Origin of the sequence: Acidovorax sp. SUPP950, from assembly GCF_030158935.1 — a bacterium.
GTDB lineage: Bacteria > Pseudomonadota > Gammaproteobacteria > Burkholderiales > Burkholderiaceae_C > Paracidovorax.
The window spans coordinates 175432-194784 of record NZ_BQXE01000002.1; the positions used below are offsets into that span (position 1 = coordinate 175432).

At 63.3% G+C, this 19353-nt stretch carries 18 protein-coding genes; 17 read left to right on the plus strand and 1 reads right to left on the minus strand.

Annotated features, from left to right (window positions below):
• The first annotated feature begins 97 nt into the window (after positions 1-97).
• Positions 98-643, plus strand: a complete 546-nt coding sequence (rfbC, locus tag AVME950_RS10070; protein ID WP_284429711.1) for a dTDP-4-dehydrorhamnose 3,5-epimerase — start codon at positions 98-100, stop codon at positions 641-643.
• Between the two features lie 48 nt (positions 644-691).
• On the opposite strand, the gene AVME950_RS10075 is transcribed toward rfbC, so the two are convergent.
• Positions 692-2536 carry a hypothetical protein gene (locus tag AVME950_RS10075; protein WP_284429712.1) on the minus strand — a complete coding sequence of 615 codons (1845 nt, stop codon included), beginning with the start codon at positions 2534-2536 and terminating at the stop codon, positions 692-694.
• 232 nt (positions 2537-2768) lie between these two features.
• Here AVME950_RS10075 and AVME950_RS10080 point away from each other — a divergent pair, with 232 nt between their 5' ends.
• From AVME950_RS10080 to AVME950_RS10155, 16 genes are all read left to right on the plus strand, one after another.
• A complete protein-coding gene (locus AVME950_RS10080; protein WP_284413851.1) occupies positions 2769-4511 on the plus strand; it encodes a GspE/PulE family protein in 1743 nt (580 codons plus the stop codon).
• Positions 4504-5778: a type II secretion system F family protein gene (locus AVME950_RS10085; RefSeq protein ID WP_284429713.1), complete on the plus strand. Its 1275-nt coding sequence runs from the start codon at positions 4504-4506 to the stop codon at positions 5776-5778. The genes AVME950_RS10080 and AVME950_RS10085 overlap by 8 nt, the downstream gene beginning before the upstream one ends.
• A 28-nt stretch (positions 5779-5806) precedes the next feature.
• Positions 5807-6262 (plus strand): type II secretion system major pseudopilin GspG, encoded by a 456-nt coding sequence (gene gspG / locus AVME950_RS10090; RefSeq protein WP_092745333.1) that lies wholly within the window; start codon positions 5807-5809, stop codon positions 6260-6262.
• Positions 6263-6288: 26 nt separating this feature from the next.
• Positions 6289-6735, plus strand: coding sequence for a GspH/FimT family pseudopilin (locus AVME950_RS10095; RefSeq protein ID WP_284413849.1), 447 nt, complete (start codon positions 6289-6291; stop codon positions 6733-6735).
• The gene (locus AVME950_RS10100; protein WP_284429714.1) at positions 6732-7139 is read left to right on the plus strand and encodes a type IV pilus modification PilV family protein; all 408 of its coding nucleotides are present in this window, start codon (positions 6732-6734) and stop codon (positions 7137-7139) included. The genes AVME950_RS10095 and AVME950_RS10100 overlap by 4 nt, the downstream gene beginning before the upstream one ends.
• The gene (locus AVME950_RS10105) at positions 7136-7819 is read left to right on the plus strand and encodes a prepilin-type N-terminal cleavage/methylation domain-containing protein (protein ID WP_317353180.1); all 684 of its coding nucleotides are present in this window, start codon (positions 7136-7138) and stop codon (positions 7817-7819) included. The genes AVME950_RS10100 and AVME950_RS10105 overlap by 4 nt, the downstream gene beginning before the upstream one ends.
• Positions 7816-8682 carry a type II secretion system minor pseudopilin gene (locus AVME950_RS10110; RefSeq protein WP_284429715.1) on the plus strand — a complete coding sequence of 289 codons (867 nt, stop codon included), beginning with the start codon at positions 7816-7818 and terminating at the stop codon, positions 8680-8682. The genes AVME950_RS10105 and AVME950_RS10110 overlap by 4 nt, the downstream gene beginning before the upstream one ends.
• Before the next feature lie 7 nt (positions 8683-8689).
• Complete coding sequence (locus tag AVME950_RS10115; RefSeq protein WP_284429716.1) at positions 8690-10024, plus strand: PilN domain-containing protein; 1335 nt, start codon at positions 8690-8692, stop codon at positions 10022-10024.
• Positions 10021-10581, plus strand: a complete 561-nt coding sequence (gspM, locus tag AVME950_RS10120) for a type II secretion system protein GspM (RefSeq protein ID WP_284404909.1) — start codon at positions 10021-10023, stop codon at positions 10579-10581. Before AVME950_RS10115 ends, gspM begins: the two co-directional genes overlap by 4 nt.
• Positions 10578-11186, plus strand: coding sequence for a hypothetical protein (locus AVME950_RS10125; RefSeq protein ID WP_284429717.1), 609 nt, complete (start codon positions 10578-10580; stop codon positions 11184-11186). Before gspM ends, AVME950_RS10125 begins: the two co-directional genes overlap by 4 nt.
• A 50-nt stretch (positions 11187-11236) precedes the next feature.
• The gene (gene gspD, locus AVME950_RS10130; protein WP_284429718.1) at positions 11237-13666 is read left to right on the plus strand and encodes a type II secretion system secretin GspD; all 2430 of its coding nucleotides are present in this window, start codon (positions 11237-11239) and stop codon (positions 13664-13666) included.
• A gap of 49 nt (positions 13667-13715) precedes the next feature.
• Positions 13716-14138 carry a hypothetical protein gene (locus AVME950_RS10135; protein WP_284429719.1) on the plus strand — a complete coding sequence of 141 codons (423 nt, stop codon included), beginning with the start codon at positions 13716-13718 and terminating at the stop codon, positions 14136-14138.
• A 197-nt stretch (positions 14139-14335) separates the two neighbouring features.
• Positions 14336-15961, plus strand: coding sequence for a cell surface protein (locus AVME950_RS10140; RefSeq protein ID WP_284429720.1), 1626 nt, complete (start codon positions 14336-14338; stop codon positions 15959-15961).
• Between the two features lie 97 nt (positions 15962-16058).
• Positions 16059-16964: a peptidylprolyl isomerase gene (locus tag AVME950_RS10145; RefSeq protein ID WP_284429721.1), complete on the plus strand. Its 906-nt coding sequence runs from the start codon at positions 16059-16061 to the stop codon at positions 16962-16964.
• Positions 16965-17057: 93 nt separating this feature from the next.
• Positions 17058-17858 (plus strand): ABC transporter permease, encoded by an 801-nt coding sequence (locus AVME950_RS10150; protein ID WP_284398121.1) that lies wholly within the window; start codon positions 17058-17060, stop codon positions 17856-17858.
• Positions 17855-19186, plus strand: a complete 1332-nt coding sequence (locus tag AVME950_RS10155; RefSeq protein WP_284429722.1) for an ABC transporter ATP-binding protein — start codon at positions 17855-17857, stop codon at positions 19184-19186. Before AVME950_RS10150 ends, AVME950_RS10155 begins: the two co-directional genes overlap by 4 nt.
• Positions 19187-19353 lie beyond the last annotated feature (167 nt).

The following is a 19353-nucleotide window of genomic DNA, read 5'->3' on the forward strand; positions in this document are numbered from 1 at the left end:
ACAGGCCCGGCGCGCCGCCGCGCCAGGCTGGCGTCCGTCGCGCGTGTCCCGTTCTTCCGCCGGTTTTCTTCTTCTTTTCGTTGTTGGCAATTCCTCCATGAACGTCATTCCCACCCGCCTGCCCGATGTCGTCGTCCTCGAACCCAAGGTGTTCGGCGATGCCCGGGGCTTTTTCTTCGAGAGCTTCAACCAGCGTGCCTTCGACGAGGCCACCGGCACGCGCCATGCGTTCGTGCAGGACAACCACAGCCGCAGCGCCCGCGGCGTGCTGCGGGGCCTGCATTACCAGTTGCGCCAGCCCCAGGGCAAGCTCGTGCGCGTGGTGCGCGGCACGGTGTTCGACGTGGCGGTGGACCTGCGCAGGAGCTCGCCCACGTTCGGCCAATGGACGGGCGAGGAGTTGAGCGAGGAAAACCAGCGCCAGATGTGGGTGCCGCCCGGCTTCGGCCATGGCTTCGTGGTGCTCAGCGAGAGCGCGGATTTCCTCTACAAGACCACCGACTACTACGCCCCCGAGCATGAGCGCTGCATCGCCTGGAACGATCCCGCCCTGGCGATCGACTGGCGCTTCGACGGCGAGCCCAGCCTGTCCGCCAAGGACATGAAGGGCCTGCCGCTCGACCAGGCCGAGGTGTTTGACTGACTGACGCCTGCGGCGGGCTGTGCGGGGCAGGGCCCGGTCCGCAGCGGCTCACGGGCCCTTGGGCGCCAGCGTCTGCTGCGTGGCCCGGTACAGGTGGTCGGAGCCGAACTTCGGGTTGTCCGGATCGAACGAGAACATGTTGTGCCCCCGGGGCACCAGCGTGCCATGCCAGCGCGGCTCGGCAAAGAACGAGAGAAAGTCCGCCCCCCGCTCTGAATGGGCATCGAACACGCGCTGCAGGGCGGCCGCGTCCATCGCCTTCAAGGGATGGAACTCGGTGATGCCGTAGCGGGTGTGGCCGCTGCGGCCCAGCCAGTCGAAGTAGGAATGCCCGTAGGTCGGCTCGCCGTACAGGCTCACGCCCAGCCGGATGGAGCCCAGCGGCCGCAGCGATGCCTGGATCGCGAACTTGTTCTCGTCCCAGCCCGGGTTCGTGAACGGCACGATCTGGTGGGTGTAGCGGGGCACGTCCGCCAGGCACGAGCGTGCCACCTCGCCATCGAAATACCGCAGATAGTCGACCACCTGCTTCGCGCGAAAGGCATGCCACAGCGGCACGAGCGGGTTGTAGTAGTACGACGACGCGTCCCGCGGCGTGTCGATGTGCGCCTGCACGCCGGGCCCGGCAGGCGTGCTGGCCGGCAGCGCTGCCTGGGGCTGCGGCTGTGGCGTGCTCTGCTGCCGGTCCATGATGGCCACGTCGCGGCGGCCCAGGTGGGTGAGGGCGCCCGGCCGCGTTTCCAGGAAGATGTCCAACCGGTGCACCCCGGCCCGCAGGCGCCGGAAATCCAGGTCCATGCGCCAGCCGGTGTTGGCGTCTCCGAACTCCGGCTTGGCCGCCAGCACGTCCTGCCGCCCCAGCCGCACGGCGGTCTTGCCCACCAGGCGGCCGTTGCGGTAGATGTGGATCCAGGCCGGGTGCTCCGGGGTGGCGCCTTCCACATGCGCCCAGCCCGAAATGGGCAGGCTGCCCTGCGCGAACGCATCGATGTGCTCGGTGTAGCGGCGCAGCGGCTCGGTGCGGATGTCGCGGGACGGAGGCTCCACCTCGGAGAACGCGGCGTAGTCGCCGCCCACGGCACGGTTGAGCGCCTCGATGCGGCCGAATTCGGCCTGCAGGTGGTGCCTAAACCCTTCGACCGAGGCCGCGCTGTAGTCGGTCACCCGGTAGGCGCCATCGAAGCCCATGCCCGCCTGGAAATTAGGAAACAGGTGGTGCAGTTCCCCCAGCAGCGTGATGCCCCGGATCTTGGCGCGGTCCTGCGCTGGCAGCTGGCAGGCCGCGTCCAGCACGGCCTGCATGGCCTGTGCGCGCCGCTGCGTCAGGGTGTTGCGGGTGGTGGCGAACGTCCAGTTGAAGACTTTGGAGTCGTAATAGTCGTCGGTGCCCAATGCCCCATCCCGGGTGTGGCCCATGTTGGCAGGGTCGGTGGCCAGCGCGGCCTCTATCGGTGCCTCCGCCGAGAAATGCGTGGAGAACAGGTAAAGGATCGCCGGCCGGGGCGTGTCGCGCAACGTGCGCACCAAGCGCCCCACTTTCTCGTCGTCGATGCGCCAGTCCCCGTCCGCCGTCTGGTGGAAAAGGCGCAGCAGCGGCACGGGCAGGGTGTAGCCCAGGGCTTCACGGGGTGATGGCGGTTCCGTGGGCTGCAGCGTTTTCAGCGTGGATTCGATGAGCGCGGCGGCCGAGCCCTGCGGGCCCTGGCAGCGCTCGGCCAGGTCCTGCATCGCCGCCGGCAGGGTCTCGGGCGAGAGCACGCAGGGCTCGATGACGCTGACCATCGGGGCCAGCAGCAGGCGATCCGCACGGAGCGGATGCGCAGGCGCATGCGGCTGGAGCAGCGCCAGGCCGCCCGCGCCGGCCAGAAGAACACCCAGGGCCGCGAGGGCCATGGAAACGTGCAGGGCAGTCCGTCTGGGAGGGTTTTGCATGGGCGGGGCGGGCAGTCGCGTCAATTGATCGGGGGAGGCCCGCGACTTTAAGCGAAGGCCCGGCTGGCCCGCGGGGTGTGCAAAGGCCATGGCTTGGGCGGGAGTGGGCCCCAGGCCGTCGCGGCTACACTTGGGGCCCATTGCGCGCGCCCGAGGGCGCGCAACGCCGCTCGCGGCGCCATCCCAAACCTCCATGACGACGAATACCCTTCCCGACCGCATCGAACCGCTGGCAGACGCGACGCCCGCGCCGCGTCCTCCGCTGGGAGAGCTGCTTGTCCAGTCGGGCAAGCTGAGCGCCCGCGACCTGGAGCGCGCCCTCTCCGCGCAGCAGGAAATGGGCGGACTGCTGGGCCGCGTGCTGGTGCGGCTGGGACTGGTGTCCGAGCTGGACGTGATCCAGTCGCTGTCGCGCCAGCTGGGGATATCCATCGTGCCGGCTGGCGAGTTTCCCGAACTCATGCCCGAGGTCGAGGGGCTGTTGCCGGAATTCCTGCACGCCAACAGCGTGTATCCGCTGCAGGTCAGCGAAGGCCGCATGCACGTGGCAATGGCCGTTCCGCAGGATGCGTTCGTCGTCAAGGCGCTGCATCTGGCCACTGGCCATGTGATCGTTCCGCACTTGGCGCTGGACAGCGACATCGAGAAAGCCCTGTCCGAGCCCGTGGTGGAGCAGGGTGCCGAAGACGACGAGGCCGACGACGGTTTCGGTGATGGCTCCGATGGCGGCGACTTCGTCGAGCATCTGAAGGACCTGGCCAGCGAAGCGCCGGTCATCCGTTTGGTGAACGCCATCATCGGCCGCGTGATCGATCTGCGCGCCTCGGACATCCACCTGGAGCCGTTCGACGACGGACTGCACGTGCGCTACCGGGTGGACGGCGTGATCCATGCGGGCGAACTGGTGCCGCCGCGCCTGAGCGCCGCCGTGAACTCGCGGGTCAAGCTGCTGGCCCACCTGGACATTGCCGAGCGCCGCCTGCCGCAGGACGGCCGCATCAAGACGCGCGTCAAGGGCCGCGAGCTCGATCTGCGGGTGTCCACCGTGCCCACCGTGCACGGCGAAAGCGTGGTGATGCGGGTGCTGGACCGGGCGAGCGTGCGCCTGCAGCTGGAAACCATGGGTTTCGAGAAGGACACGCTCGAGCGGTTCAACAGCCTGCTCGCACGGCCCCACGGCATCTTGCTGGTCACCGGCCCGACGGGTTCGGGCAAGACGACCACGCTGTATGCGGCCTTGTCGAAGATCGATGCGGGGGCCAACAAGATCATCACGGTGGAGGACCCGGTCGAGTACCAGCTGGAAGGCATCAACCAGATCCAGGTGCATCCGCAGATCAACCTGACCTTCGCCAACGCGCTGCGCTCCATTCTGCGCCAGGACCCCGACATCATCATGATCGGCGAAATGCGCGACGGCGAAACCGCCCAGATCGCCGTGCAATCGGCGCTCACGGGGCACCTGGTGCTCTCCACCCTGCACACGAACACGGCCGCCGGCGCCGTGATCCGGATGAAGGACATGGGTGTGGAGGGCTACCTCATCACCTCCGCCGTCAACGGCGTGCTGGCCCAGCGCCTGGTGCGCACGCTGTGCGGCCAGTGCAAGGAGCCTTTCGAGCCGGGAGAGGACGTGCGCCAGAGCACGGGGCTGGCGCGCTTCAGCGGCGTCGGCCAGGCCATATACCGGGCCGTGGGGTGCGAGCACTGCCGAGGTTCCGGCTACCGGGGCCGGACCGGCATCCATGAACTGTTCGTGCTGGACGAGCCCATGCGCCGCGCCATCATCGAAGGCCGCGATGCCAACGCGCTCAATGCGCTGGCGGCGCAGGGCGGCATGCTCAACCTGTACGAGGACGGGCTGCGCAAGGTGGCCGCCGGCATGACCACGCTCGACGAACTCGCCCGTGTGACGCAGGACCAAGCCGATGCCTGATTACGTCTGGCGGGCCGCCGCCGCCTCGGGCAAGGTGGCCGAGGGCCGACTCACGGCCATCAACGAAGCCCAGGCGCTCAAGCAGCTGAGGGCGCAGGGCCTCACGCCATTGACCATCAGCGACTCGATCGGTGCTTCGGCCGGCCCGGGCGCCAGCAGTGCCATGGGTACCGCCTCCGCCAACGAGGCCATCGGGGCCGCTGCCGTACCCAAGGGGCGCAGCGGCAAGGGGCCGGTCAAGGCGGCCGATGTGCTCGCGCTCACCTCCGAGCTGTCCATCATGCTGCGGGCCGGACTGGCCCTGGACAACGCGTTGCGCGTGCTCATCGACATGAGCTACAAACCCAGCATGGCCGAGCTGCTGCAAGGCATTCTGGACGCGGTCAAGGGCGGCACGCCGCTCAGCCGCGCCTTGTCGCAGCACCGCGAGCTGTTCGGCGATTTCTACATCAACATGATCCGCTCGGGCGAGGCCAGCGGCCAGATGTCGTCGGTGCTGGAGCGGCTCGTGGAGCACATGGAGCGGCAGCGCGCACTGCGCGACAGCGTCATCTCCGCCACCATCTACCCCGCGATTCTGTTGGGCGTGGCCGTGCTGTCGCTCATCGCCATGCTGGGTTTCGTCGTGCCGCAGTTCGAGAAGCTGTTCACCGACATGGGCGATGCGCTCCCGATGCCGACCCAGATCGTCATGGCGCTGGGCCATGCCTTCACGCGCTACGGCCTGTTCATCGGCATCGTGGCGCTGGGCCTGGGACTGATGGTGCGCCGCTGGGCGGCCTCTCCCGCCGGGCGCCAATGGTGGCAGGCGCGGCTGCTGAAGCTGCCGCTCATGGGGCGTCTGGCGCTGAAATACCAGCTCACGCTGTTCTCGCGCTCCCTGGGCACCTTGCTCGGCAATGGCGTGCCCATGCTGACGGCCCTGCACATTGCGACCGAAACCGTCAGCAACACGGTCTTGCAGCAGGCCCTGTCCCGTGTCGCGCCCATCGTGAAAGAAGGGGGCAAGGTTGTCCAGGCCGTTTCCGCGACGGGCATCTTCGAACCGCTGGCGATCAACCTGATCCGGGTGGGTGAGGAAACCGGCCGCATCGGTCAGATGATGCTCGAGCTGTCCAATATATTGAACCGCGAAGTCGAAACCGGTATCAAACGCCTTCTCACGCTGGTGGAGCCGGTGCTCATTCTGGTGCTGGGTATTTTGATTGCCGCCATCATTGTTTCCATCCTTCTCGGGATCCTGTCCATCAATGACCTCGCCGTATAATTTTTGTTTGTCCAAGGAGTCCTCTTCCATGGCGCATTCCCGTGCTGGCCGCTCCTGTGGCACCCCTATGCAACGCAAATCCGCCCGCGGCTTTACCCTCATCGAATTGCTGGTCGTGCTGGCCATCCTGACGCTGCTCGCCGGCTTGGTCGGCCCCCGTGTGCTGAACCAACTGGGCGGCGCCAAGGCCAAGACGGCCGGTGTGCAGATCGCCGACCTGGACAAGTCGCTCGAGTTGTTCAAGCTCGACGTAGGCCGCTACCCTTCGACCGAAGAAGGCCTGGAGGCACTGGTGAAGCGCCCCGGCTCCGTGAACGGCTGGACAGGCCCTTACCTCAAAGGCGGCGTGCCTTCTGACCCCTGGGGCCATCCTTACCGCTATGCCAACCCGGGCCCGAACGGCGGCATCGAGATCCTGTCGCTTGGCTCCGATGGCGCCCCCGGCGGTGAAGGCGAAGCGGCCGACATCCGCAACACGCCCTGATCGCCTGCATCTCCAGGCGTCCTGCCATGCGGCGCGAGCGCGGCTTTACGCTGGTCGAGTTGCTGGTCGTGTTCGCGATCCTGGCGCTCGTGATCGGCTTGGCACCGCTGGCTTTCGATCGGCTGCGGGATTCGGCGCAGTACCGTGACACGGTCCGCACGATGATCAGCCAGATGCGTGCCGCCCGTGTCACCGCCATGGCGGAAGGGCGGGAGGTCCGCTTCTCTGTGGACTTGAAGAATCGCATGTATGGCAACGACTCCGCCTTGAAGCCGTTGCCGCAGCCGCTGCAGTTGCGTGCCATCGTGGCCGGTACTGAATTGAATGCGCAGAGCCAGGCGGCCATCCGCTTCCTTCCGGGTGGCGGCGCCACGGGCGGCAGCATCGAAATCCTGAGGGCGCCCGGAGTCGGCACTCGCCTGCGGGTGGACTGGCTGTCCGGGCGCGTGACGCAAGAGGCCCTCACCCGATGACGCGCGGCTTGCATCGCCGACAGCGGGGCTTGACCTTGCTGGAGTTACTGGTGGCCTTCGCCATCATGGCGTTGTCGCTTGGCATGCTTTACCGCGCCATGGGCAGCAGCGCGCGCAGCGTTGCGGACGTGGATCGGTATCAACGCGCGGTGGTGCTGGCCGAGTCGTTGCTCTCCCTGCGCGACGCCATCCCCGAGCAGGGCTTGAACCAGTCGGGGGAGTCCGCTGGCTACCAGTGGCGCATCACCACGGCGCCCTATGCGACGGAGTTCAAAGGGCCCGCCATTCCGCCTTTGCACGAGGTGAACATCGTCATTTCCTGGTCGGACGGTGTGCGCCTGCGCAACTTCGAACTGAGCACCTTGCGGCCGCAGCGCAAGCCGCCCGAGCCGGGGCGTGGATGATGAAGCGGTGGCCTGAAGGCTCGAAGGCGCTGCGCCAGCGCGGCTTCACGCTGGTGGAACTGCTGGTGGTCATCACCTTGCTGTCGCTCGTGATGCTAGCCCTGGGGTCCGCGTTGCGTACCACGGCACAAACGGAAGAGAGGGTGGATCGCCGGATGCTGCGGACCGATGAACTGCGGGTGGCCAACGGGTTTCTGCGCTCGGTGCTGGGCCGGGTGTCTCTGCAAAAGCGGGCGGCTGTCGTCTCCATCGACGAGAGCCCGTACTTTTTCATCGGGCTGCCCGAAGAGATGGCTTGGGTGGGGGTGATGCCCGCCCGTTACGGTGCGGGTGGGCGCTACCATTTTCGATTGGGCGTGCTGGACCAGGCATCGGGGCCTGCTTTGGTATTGCGGTACTTGCCTTGGATCGATGGAGGCGTGGCGCCGGATTGGAGCCAGGCCGCCAGCTACGTGCTGGTGGATGGGATGACCGGCTTTTCACTCCGGTACGAAGACGCCAACGAGGAGCCTCCTGTCTGGGGCGCTCCCTGGAAGGCGGTTGATCGGCTGCCTCAACGGGTTTCGATCGCGATCCGGACCTCCGCAGGCGTTTGGCCGGACATCGTCATTCCGATGCGCGTTCTGCCATCCAGCGATCCGGCCAGCGACGGAGCCACTTTTGGCGGGAGCCGCTCGTGAATCAGCGCAAGCCAAGTAAGCACCGTAACAAGAAACAGCGCGGCATGGCGCTGTTGGCCGTGCTCTGGATGGTCGCAGCCCTCACCATCATCGTGTCTGGCCTGACACGATCCATCAGGGAAGAGGCGCGCGTCATGTCCTTGTCGCGCCAGAACGTCCAGGCCCAAGCGCTGGGCGACGCGGCGATTCAACTGGCATTGCAGGCGCTGGTGGCCAGCAACACCCCCCTGGCCCGCACCCGGCAGGCACAGATCGACTATCGCGGGGTCACGATGCAGGTCCAGGCCATGCCTTTGAACGGCTTGATCGACATCAATGGTGCGCCTGTTGCCTTGCTGGCGAAGCTCTTTTCCGTTGCCGGCGAAATGCCGGCAGAGGCGGCCCAGGGGCTCGCTCAAGCCACAGTGGAAATGCGTGAGCGGCGCGATCCACGCGGCGTGCCGCAGCGTTTTGAATCGGAAGAAGACCTGCTCAAGGTGCCCGGGGTGGACTACACCCTCTATGCTAGACTTTCGCCGCTCATCACTGCAGATCTTCGAGGGCGAGGCTTGGTCAATCCGATGGCTGCGCCCTTGGAAGTACTGACCGTCCTTGCCGGAGGAAACGCTGCAGTCGCCATGCGCATCGTAGCGGACCGGGATGCCGGCGCTGAAGGCATCGATACCACGGCCCTGGAGGCCGCATTTTTGGATAACTCGACGGTTCGGCGGCTGCGAATCCAGGCAAGGGTTCCCATGCCGGACGGTGTTTGGTTGCGCGTATCGCGCAGCATCGATTTCAACGCACGTGCGAAGGGCGGTTTGCCGTGGCAGACCTTCCGTGCCAGTTCAAGCGTTGAGCCCGTGATACGTAAAAACTCCTGAGCCACCCATGCCTTCCATTTCCTCCGATGCCCGTTTCCTGGGAATCGACTTGCACGCGCTCTGGCGTGATGTCCGCAGCCCCTGGCAGGGCATGCATGCGTGGCCGCTGTTCTCCTGGCTGACGCCGTCCGCGCCGGTCGTGCTGCTCCATCCCGAGGACGGCCTCTCTTTCTGGCTGGGGGACGAAAAGCAGTCCAAGGTGGCGGGCCCGGTCAAGGCCAGCTTCACCGCCGTTGAACTGCCTGAAGAATTCGTGCTTCGCAGGACGCTGACCTTGCCGCCCATGGCTGAATCGGACATCGCCAAAGCCGGTGCTTTGGAAGTGCGTGCCATCAGTCCCTTTCCTGAGGCGGATCTGGTGTGGGGCTATCGCTTGATCGAAGGCTCCACGGGCACTTCCCGAATCGAGCTGGCCCTGGCGTCTCGCAGGCAGGTCGCCCAATACCTCGCCTCCCAGGCCGCTCGCCTTGGCGGCGTGTCAAACCCGGAAGTCTGGGTGCGCAGCAATCAACAGCGCCCCATCGTGCTTGGTGGCTATGGTGAAGGCTTGCGCCATGCGCATGCACTGAGATGGAGGCGCGCGGGTTATGGGCTTTTGCTCTCGATGGCTGTACTGGCCATGGTCATTGCGGTGACCCCTACGCTCCAATTGCGTGAGCGCGCGATCGAGGCGGCGCAGAGCTATCAGGATGCGGCCAAGCGCACGGCTCCGGTCGTCGCCAAGCGGGATGCGCTCATGCAATCGGCAGAGAAGCTCGGAATGCTGTCGGAAGTGCTTGCCACGCGCATCGAGCCTTTGCGTGTGCTGGACAAACTGACCCAGCTGCTGCCGGACGATACCTATCTGCAGAGTTTTCGCATGCAAGGCGCCAAAGTGACCATTGTGGGAATGACCGGAAATGCGGCCGCCCTGATGCAGGTGCTGGGCAATGAGCCGGGGTTGCGAGAGGTCCGTGCCCCATCTGCTGCCACCCGGATGGGGAATTCCCCCAAGGAAACGTTTGCCATTGAATTCACGCTGGATCCTCAGTTTTTCGGGGTGGTGGGAAGTGTAGTCGCAGGCAAGGCCGCAGTCGCCTCCACTGGAGCCGCGACGCCGGTCCTTGCCCCGGGGGGTGTTGCCAGCGCTGCTGCTTCGGGCGCTAGCGTGGCCGGAGCGCCTGTCGCCCCAGCTTCGTTGCCCGCCAATTCATCCTCCAGCGCAGTCGCACCGCCGCCGGCCAGTGCCTCTCCATCGGCTGGTGGAGCTGCCTTTGGCGGATCGGTCGCCACATTCGGCGGCCGTACCACCACTGCACCTGCATTGCCCGCTTCTTCGCCTGCGAACCGTACCAAGCCATGAAACGCATTTCATCCCGTGAGGGGCTGATCCTCGTCTGTACTCTGGCTCTGGCGATCCTCCCCCTGGTCATGTTGGGCTGGTACATCGCTGAAAAGCACCAAGGTGCCGAGTCTCAACTGGCGCAAATGGAGCCGCGCTATGCGCGGCTTCTGGGCCTGGAGTCGCAGCGGACGGATATTGAAGCCGTGCTTGCGCAGGCCAATGCGGCAAGAACGCAGTACATCTATCCGGCATCCCAGGATGCCAACCAGACTGGCAATGCGGCTCAGCAGCGGATCCGGGATATCTTCAGTGCGGCGGGCTTGCAGGTGATCAGTAGCCAGGTGCTGCCTGCCAAGGACGAGAAGGGCTTTGATCGCATTCCGCTGACGGTGCGGACCGAGGGCGAAATGCTGGCCCTGCAAAGCGCGCTGGCCGTTCTGACCAGTCAAATGCCCATCATCGTCATCAATGATCTGGACATTCAGCTCCAAGGCGGCTATGCCAACTCGGATCCCAAGGTCGCTCCCCGGCTGTCGGCGCAGTTTGGCCTCAGCGTATTGCGGGAGCGCACATGAAGCGGTATGCCTTGCATCTGCTGCTGCTGGCCAATGCAGCGTTGCTGATCCTTCTGGCATGGATGTGGGTTGCGCCGGATGGAAGCGTTCGCAATGTGCATTGGCAAGAACCAACGCCTCACCGAACGGATTTCGCTGCCATGCTTCCCGCTTTGCCAGGGGTGACCAACGCAGATACCGGGCAGTTCATTGCGATGCTGGATCGGCCATTGTTTGCTTTCACGCGCAGGCCGCCTCCACCGCCTCCGCCGCCCAAGGCCGCCGAGGAAGTGCAGGTCGACAACCTCAGCACCGCTCGCCTGTCAGGCGTCTTTGTCGGCGATGGTGCGGGAGGCATCATCATCGAAGTGGCCGGCAAGCACCGCCGTGCACGTCTGAATGACAACATCGAAGGGTGGACGCTCCAGTCCATCAACGGTCGCAATGTCACCTTCATCAAAGGTGACCAAAGCCGTGTCCTGCAGCTGCCTCGTGCGGCCGTTACTTCGTATACCGGCATGGCTCCAGCTGCACCGGTCAGCGGTCCCACATCGATCGGACGAGGGGCGGTGCAACCTCCAGCCCGGTCCGCCCCCCCTCGCGCAACATTTGGCGGTCGTTCTTAATGAGCGTGCTTCCTATCTGTTCGTTTCTCCCCGTTTCCAGGCAAGCAGTCATGACCCCTTACCGACACGCACTCACCGCTATTGCGCTGGCCACTTGTCAGTTGGCCATAGCCCAGTCGCAGCAGTCCGCCCCCGCAACCGGGAGCAGCAACATCGTCACGGAGTCGAGCGGTGCAGTGGTGCCAAGCTCCGCGTCTGATTCGTCCGCCAATGCCGCGTCGAAGAAGGCGGACAAACCTTTGGCAGAGGGCGAGCTTCCTGCAGCGGAGCCGCGTTTCATCATCGGAAACGATCGTGTGATCGCCCCGGCCAAGCCGGTGGCTGCCGTACAAGGCGCTCCGTTGTCCTTCAATTTCGAAGAGGCGCCGGTGGCAGAGGTCGTGCGTACTATTTTGGGAGATATCCTCAAGACGGACTATGTGCTTCACCCGCCGTTGAGCGGGACGGTGACTTTGGCGACACGCACGCCCATTGCACCGGATCAGGCGGTTTTCCTGCTGGAGAGTTCTTTGCAGGCCAACGGACTCGCCATGTTGCGCGATGCCCGCGGCACCTACCACGTCGGGCGGCCTGATGCATTGCGGAGCATCGGTGGGTCCGTTCGCCAGGTAGGCAACGGTCCGTTGCCCCCGGGCTCGGGCGCCATCATCGTGCCGCTGCAATACATCGGTGCGAGCGAAATGGCATCCATTCTTCGGCCGATGATGCCCCCCGATGCCGTCGTGCGGGTAGACAACGTGCGCAATCTGCTGATTCTGAGTGGCACACGCACCCAGGCCGAAGGGTGGCTCGATCTGGTGAACACCTTTGACATCGATCTGCTCAAAGGCATGTCGGTTGGGGTGTTCCCCTTGAAGCATGCGTCGATCAAGGAAGTGGAAACCGCGCTGCGCCTGGTCAGTGGCGGTGGTGCTGCAGCGGCTTCCCCGAATGTCGGAGGAGCCGTCGCTACAGGCACACCGGGTGCTGCGCAGGCGAATGCGGCCAGCGCGGCGCAGGCCATGCTGGGTGAAGGCAATCCTCTTTTCGGCGCTCTGCGCATCATGCCCATCGAGCGGCTCAACAGCATTCTGGTGGTCACGCCACGCGCTTCCTATTTGGAGGAAGCCCGCCGCTGGATCGAGAAGTTGGACCAGCCCAGCGACAACGGGTCTGAGCCACAGCTATTCATCTACCAGGTGCAGAACGTCAATGCCAAGCACCTTGCGAGCGTGCTCAGCGGGATTTTCGGGGGCCAGACCGGTGGATCGAACGTGGCCAACAGCGGGGTGGCACCCGGATTTGGAAGCGCGACGGGGAACTCTTTCGGCCAGACGCAAAGCGGATTCGGCGGCGTTGGCAGCACTTTCAGCAGCAGCGGGTCCAGTTACATGGGCGGCAGCGGCGTCCGCTCTTCGGGTCTGACGGGCAGTGCTTTCTCCAGTGGTTCCGGGACCGGGGCCTTCGGCAACCGCAATACCAACTCACAAGGTACACAGCAGCAGGGCACCTTGAGTGCCAATCTGGGCAGCGTTCGGGTGATGGCCGATGAACTGAACAATTCAGTGCTCATCTGGGGGACGCGCGCTGAGTATTCAAAGATTGAAGCGGCGCTGAAGAGACTGGATCTTCCCCCCACACAGGTTCTGATCGAAGCCAGCATCATTGAAGTGACCTTAAACGATGATCTCCAGTACGGCCTGCAATGGTCGTTCAACAACAGTCGAAATGGATACACCGGGCAGGGGCTGATCAGCGGGCGCAATCCGACCACCGTCAGCAGGGATACCCTGCTGGGAGGTGCATCTCAAGGTTTCTCCTATGTGCTCAGCAGTTCAACGGGCGTGCAGGCTGTGCTCAATGCCCTGGCTGACAAATCCCTTTTGAAGGTGATCTCCAGCCCATCGCTGATGGTGCTGGACAATCACACCGCATCCATCAATGTCGGCAACCAAGAGCCGGTCAGCACGACGACAGTTAGTTTTGTGGACAATGCAAACGCGTCCACCAGCTCGGTTCAATACAAGGACACGGGCGTCAACCTTGTTGTCACGCCGTCCGTGAACGCTGGCAACATCGTGAACATGCAGGTGGATCAGACGGTGACCGATTTGGGCGCTGTCAGAAGCAACGCCAACAATCAGCCTGCATTTTTGCAACGCCAGATCAGCAGCAAAGTCGCTGTGCGGTCGGGTGAAACCATCGTGCTGGGTGGCCTGATCAAGGACAACAGTACAGTTGGTAAGGCCGGCGTTCCTTTGCTACAGGACATTCCGGTCCTCGGAAATTTGTTTGGCACCAATAGCAACACCAGCAATCGGACGGAACTGCTGGTTGTTCTCACGCCGCGTGTGGTGCGCACTGATATCGACATTCGGGAAGTGAGTGAAGACTTGCGTGACCGAATGAAGGGTTTGAGAGTCATCGAACTCAAGGAACAGGGGAGCCGTAACCCCCTCAAAGCGCCTCAGGCACCGGTGCAACCAGTCCAGCCAAACTGAGTCGAACAGCGTCGTTCAACCAGATCGTTAACAGGAGATCAACACAACCATGGTTCAAAACACCACTTTCCGTCGCCGGATGGGCGCCATTGTCTTGGCTGCAGGCGTCGTGGCACTCTCAGGATGCGCCGCCTTCAAGCCTGCCACTCCAGAACAGATCGTCGAGCAGCGGGCAACGGAGTATTGGAAAGCGAGAGTGGCCGGTCAGTACGACAAGGCCTATGCCTTGTCCACGCCTTCTTACCGCAAAACCAGGACAGCCGACCAATTCAAGATGCAATTTGGTGCTGGTGTTGCCGTCAAGAGCGTGGAGGTCACGAAAGTCACTTGTGAGGGCGAGAAATGCACCACTCAGGTGAAATTGGGAGTTCAGCCTGCCGTGATCGGTTCAAAGCTTGGTACGATCGACAGCTACCTGAACGAGACATGGCTGCTTGAAGATGGCCAGTGGTGGCACTATCAAGATCTTTGATAGGGATCTTCGAAGGCGTTTGCAAGCGGTCTTGCGAAGCAAGATTCACCTCACCGCATACGGTGTTGCATTTCCTCAACAACAGGTTTTGTTACAGCGGTTCCGTTGTACAACACGTCAGAGCGCTGTGCTACCATCCCTTAGCGTAATCAATCGTGGTAGTTGCGCTTACCAACTTTTTAACTGGAGTTCTTGATATGAGAAAAAATGTTCTGGCCCTGAGCATTGCTGCCATGATTGGTGGCCTGGGCTTTGCTGGCGCCGCATCTGCTGATGTGGTCGTTGGTACGGCTCCGCTGAAGACGACGACCGCTACGACGATGTCGTTCGCGGAAGGCGGCGTGGGTCATGCACTGCTGGTTCCTTACTTCAACGCACAAAACGGCAACATGACCGTGATGCACGTTGTGAACACCGACACCTCCAACGGCAAGGCCGTGAAGGTTCGTTTCCGCGGCGCCCTGAACTCCGACGACATTCTTGACTTCCAAGTCTTCATGTCGCCTGGTGACGTGTGGACTGCTGCCGTGACGGCTGGTTCCGATGGCGTGGCACAAATTGTGACCGCTGACGGCACCTGCACGTTGCCCACGCTGGCCAAGGGTGTGAACCAACGTTTCGTGACCGACCGTCTGAATCCTGGCATCTCGGAAGCCGACAAGGCCAACAACACGCGTGAAGGCTACGTTGAAATCTTCAACATGGCTGACATTCCTCAGCTGCTGGCTGGCACGACCACGGTCAACCCCCTGTACACGGCTATCAAGCACGTGAACGGCGTTGCACCTTGCACGTCCTCCACCCTGAACGCTACGCTGCAAAACTTCACGACGCCTGCCGCCGTGGCTGCAGCTGGTTTCGACACGCCTTCGACCGGCCTGCTGGGCGACTGGTACATCATCAACGTCGCTCAAACGACGACGTTCTCGGGTGGCGCTACTGCAATCCGTGCTGAAAACAACGGCGCTCAAGCCATTGCTAACTTCGTGCACTTCCCGCAATCGGCCAGCGCAGCACCTACGCCTGACACGTACACGGCTGACCCGCTGTTCCGTACGGTGAACGTGTTCACCACGGGTACGACGGCTCCTACGACCGTGCCAGCAATCGCTGCCGCGAACTATGACCTGCCCGACATGTCGACGCCTTACGTGACGGCTCCTAGCGCAACGGCTCCTCTGACGCAAGCTCGCTTGCTGACGAACGCCCTGGCTGTGACCTCGATCGCTAACCAGTACGCTAACGACACGAGCATCTCCGCCAAGACGGACTGGGTGTTCTCCATGCCTACCCGTCGTTACAACGTGGCGTCTAACTACGCTGCTGCGCAAACCGGTGGCAACGCTGCTCAAGTTCGCTACTTCTCCGACCTGATCGCCACCGGCAACGGTGTTGCTGACGAGCGTTTCAACCCAGGCAACACGTCGCTGGCTACCACCGGTGGTGCCATCTGCGTGAGCTCGACGGGCCAAGCGTTCTTCGACCGCGAAGAAACCACGACCACGACCGGCGCAGTGTTCTCGCCTGGTTCCATCACGCAGACCCGTTTCTGCGGCGAAACCAGCGTGCTGAGCTTCCGTGACGGCGGCACCTCTGTGCTGGGCGCTTCGGTGGCTCGTCAAGATCTGTCGAGCGGTTCGTTCACCAACGGCTGGAGCCGCGTGGATGTGCCTAACTCGGTGGCTGGCAACTCGCTGGGTCTGCCAATCCTGGGCGCTTCGTTCATCAAGCTGTCGAACCCCAGCGCTGCGGCTGGCACGTCCGGTACCTACGGTATCACGTGGCCCCACCGCTTCACGTTCCCGACGTTTGTCGCTCAGTAATTTGAACGGCACTTTTCACAGCAATGTGAACCAAAAAAGGCGGGGGCAACCCCGCCTTTTTTTTTAATGCTTTTTTGATGGAGTGTTGGATTTGCACATGATTCGCTCAACCTATCGCCTGCTTGCTTTGGCAGCACTTTCTGCAACCGCTCTTTCGGCCCATGCCCAAGCTCCGGTGTTGATTCAGGGGCCGAAAGTCGCGATCGATACGCTGGACATTCAAGCGGACTCTCTTCGCATGCCTGCCGAGATGCGCGACACCGTTCTGGCGCGTCCTCAGACCGTCACGCAGATTGCCTCTAATCTTTACGCACGCCGGGTGATGGCCGCACGGGCCGAAACTGAAGGGGTAGAGAAGGACCCCGAGGTGGCAGCAGCCCTGAAGATTGCGCGGGACAAGGTGCTGTCAGATGCTTACATCGCAAAAATCGACAAGCAAAGCACGCCGAACGATGTCGCTGCCGAAGGCATGGCGCGAGACATCTACAAGGCCAAGCCTGAGCGCTTCAAGGTGGCGGAACAAGTTCGAGTGAGGCACATTCTGGTGGAGGGTTCCGACGCCAACTCGCGCGCGCAGATCGAAAAGATCATGCAGGAACTCAAAGCCGGTGCTGACTTCGCCAAGCTGGCCCAAGAGCGTTCCGCGGACAAGGGCTCTGCCGAAAAGGGTGGAGATTTAGGCGCTTTCGAACGCGGCCGCATGGCAGCACAATTCGATGAAGCCGCTTTTGCGTTGACCAAGCCTGGTCAGCTCAGCGATATCGTCGAGACCCAGTTCGGGTTTCACATCCTCAAGCTCGAAGAGCGCATCCCCGCACGCACCCGTTCGTTCAGCGAAGTCCGCGAAGAGTTGATGAACGAAGTGCGCAACAACGTTCGCCAGGAGGCACGTGTTGCCGAAGCGCAGAAGATGCAGCAAGAAGCAAAGATTGATGCGTCCGCCATCGCTTCTTACTCTCAGTCTTATGCGGCAAAAATTCCGCCCACTAAGATCGCTCCCTGAAGCTCCACGTTGGTGGAGGTGAAGCAAGTGCCCTTTCGGGTACTTGCTTCTTTTATTTCTGGTGGGCCGACTGCCATCCTCTGAACAAGCTGCATGCAAACTTTGTGGAATGAATGGCGCGCGATCTGGAGTGCGCGCTCTCTGGTGTGGGTTCTGGTGCAACGCGAGGTGGCCGCGCGCCACGCAGGCACCGCTGTCGGCGTGCTGTGGCCCTATCTCCAGCCCCTGTTGACGGTGGCTGCCTACTATCTTGTCTTCGATGTGGTCTTTTCCATGCGTTTGGGAGAAGGCGCGCCGACGCATGCCGTTGGCACGTTCCTGGTCGTGGGTGCGCTGCCCTGGATGGCTTTCTGCGATGCGGTGTCGCGCGGCATGAACAGCCTCATCGAGGCGGGAAGCATGCTGCAGAAAAACCCGCTGCCCCCAGTGCTCTTCACGACCCGTTCGGTGCTGGCGAGCGCGGTGATTTTCGGGCCGCTCCTGTGTCTCGTGGCGCTGGTATACACGCCGCTGCACGGGTTCCGTCCTGCCATGCTGGCCATGGTGCCTCTCATGGCCCTGCAGTTGGTCCTCTGCGTGCTGCTGGGTTACCTGCTGGCCATCCTGGCTGCGGCGCTGAGAGACACCGTTCAGATCGTCGGCTTTCTGCTGTCCGTGGGCATCTATCTCACGCCCATTCTTTTTCCCCTGACGATGTTCCCGGCCAACTGGCGCTGGGTGCTTTGGCTCAATCCCATGACGGCCCTGGTGATCGGCTACCAGCAAGTGCTGCTGCAGGGCAATTGGCCGCCGATGGGTGTCTGGGTGGCGGGCGTGGTCTGGCTTGTCGTCCTGGCGCTGGCTTTGAACACGTTGGTCAAACGCAGCCGTGATCAGTTGGTGGACTGGCTATGACGATGATCGAACGCACCTCCGAGACCGTTCTGAAAGTGCAGGACGTTGGCAAGGAGTACAAGCTCTACGCCTCTCCCCGCCAGCGGCTCAAGTCCTTGATCACCGGGCGATCGGCGCACCGCAGCCATTGGGCCTTGAAAGGCGTCTCCTTCGAACTGCAGCGCGGCCAATGCATCGGCGTCATCGGCGACAACGGGGCGGGCAAGAGTTCGCTGCTCAAGCTGCTGGCCGGCACGCTGCAGCCCTCCACGGGCTCGATCGAGCGGGTGGGCCGGGTCACTGCCATTCTGGAGTTGGGCGCGGGTTTCCACCCCGACTTCAGCGGCCGCGACAACCTGTATTTCGGCGGCAGCCTGATCGGCATCGACCGCGAAGAGATGGAGCGGCTGGAGCCGGAGATCATCGAGTTCTGCGAGCTGGGCGAGGCGCTGGACCGGCCGGTCAAGACCTACTCTTCGGGCATGTCGGTCCGGCTGGCCTTCGCGCTGGTGACCGCGGTGCAGCCCGACGTGCTGATCATCGACGAAGCCCTGGCGGTGGGCGATCAGCATTTCCAGAAGAAATGCGTGGACCGCATCATGGCGTTCCGCAATGCCGGCTGCACGATCCTGTTCTGCTCGCACAGCCCATACCACATCCGCCATCTGTGCGATCTGGCGCTTTGGCTGGACGGGGGGCGCGTCAAGCAGTTCGGATTGACGGAGCCCGTGCTGGGCGCCTATGACGTGCACTCCCGCCTGCGCAATGCAGAGAGCCATCACCACGCGGCGGCGGGGCAGGAGGGCGCCAGCGATGCGCCCGCGCCGGACAACGGCGCTCCGCTGGACGACGGAGATGCCTCCGAGGCTTCGGACGCTGCGGCAGCTTCCGCCGCCGGCCGCCGGCAGCGCAATGGCAATGCCCCGGCCCGCGACGATGGCTCCGCCCGCATTCTGTCGGTGGAGATCCAGAACCTGGGCGAACCGCAGGACGGCGGCTACGGCCGGCTGTCCGGCAAAGACCTGATCGCCCACATCACCGTGCGCGGCCGGGGGAGCGAGCGGCCCAATGTCGGCTTCATGATCGAGCAGTCCAAAGGGGTCGGCATCACGTCGCTGGCCACCCACGAAGAGGGCGCGGCGCCCGTGTCGCTGGGCGATGGCCTGTGGCGCTCGGTGCTGACGTTTCCCAGCCTGCCGCTGCACAGCGGGGACTACGTGATCAGTGCGTTCCTCTTCGACGAGAGCGGCCTGGTGGTGTACGACGAGTGGTTCCAGTTCCTGAACTTCAACTGGGTCGCTCCGACCCTTATGCCGGGGCTGGTGAAATTGCCGCACCACTGGGGGTGAGCATGCCGGCCGGCCCACTGCAGGGCGCTTGCGTTCTGCCACCGTGGACGGCTGGGATCTCCCCCCAACGAGATGCTATATTTTTGATAGCTTAATGCCCTAGTAGAATATGCGCTGGAGCCATTTTTTGCCAATGACGGTTTTCCGCCTTTCGGCAGGATCTTCCC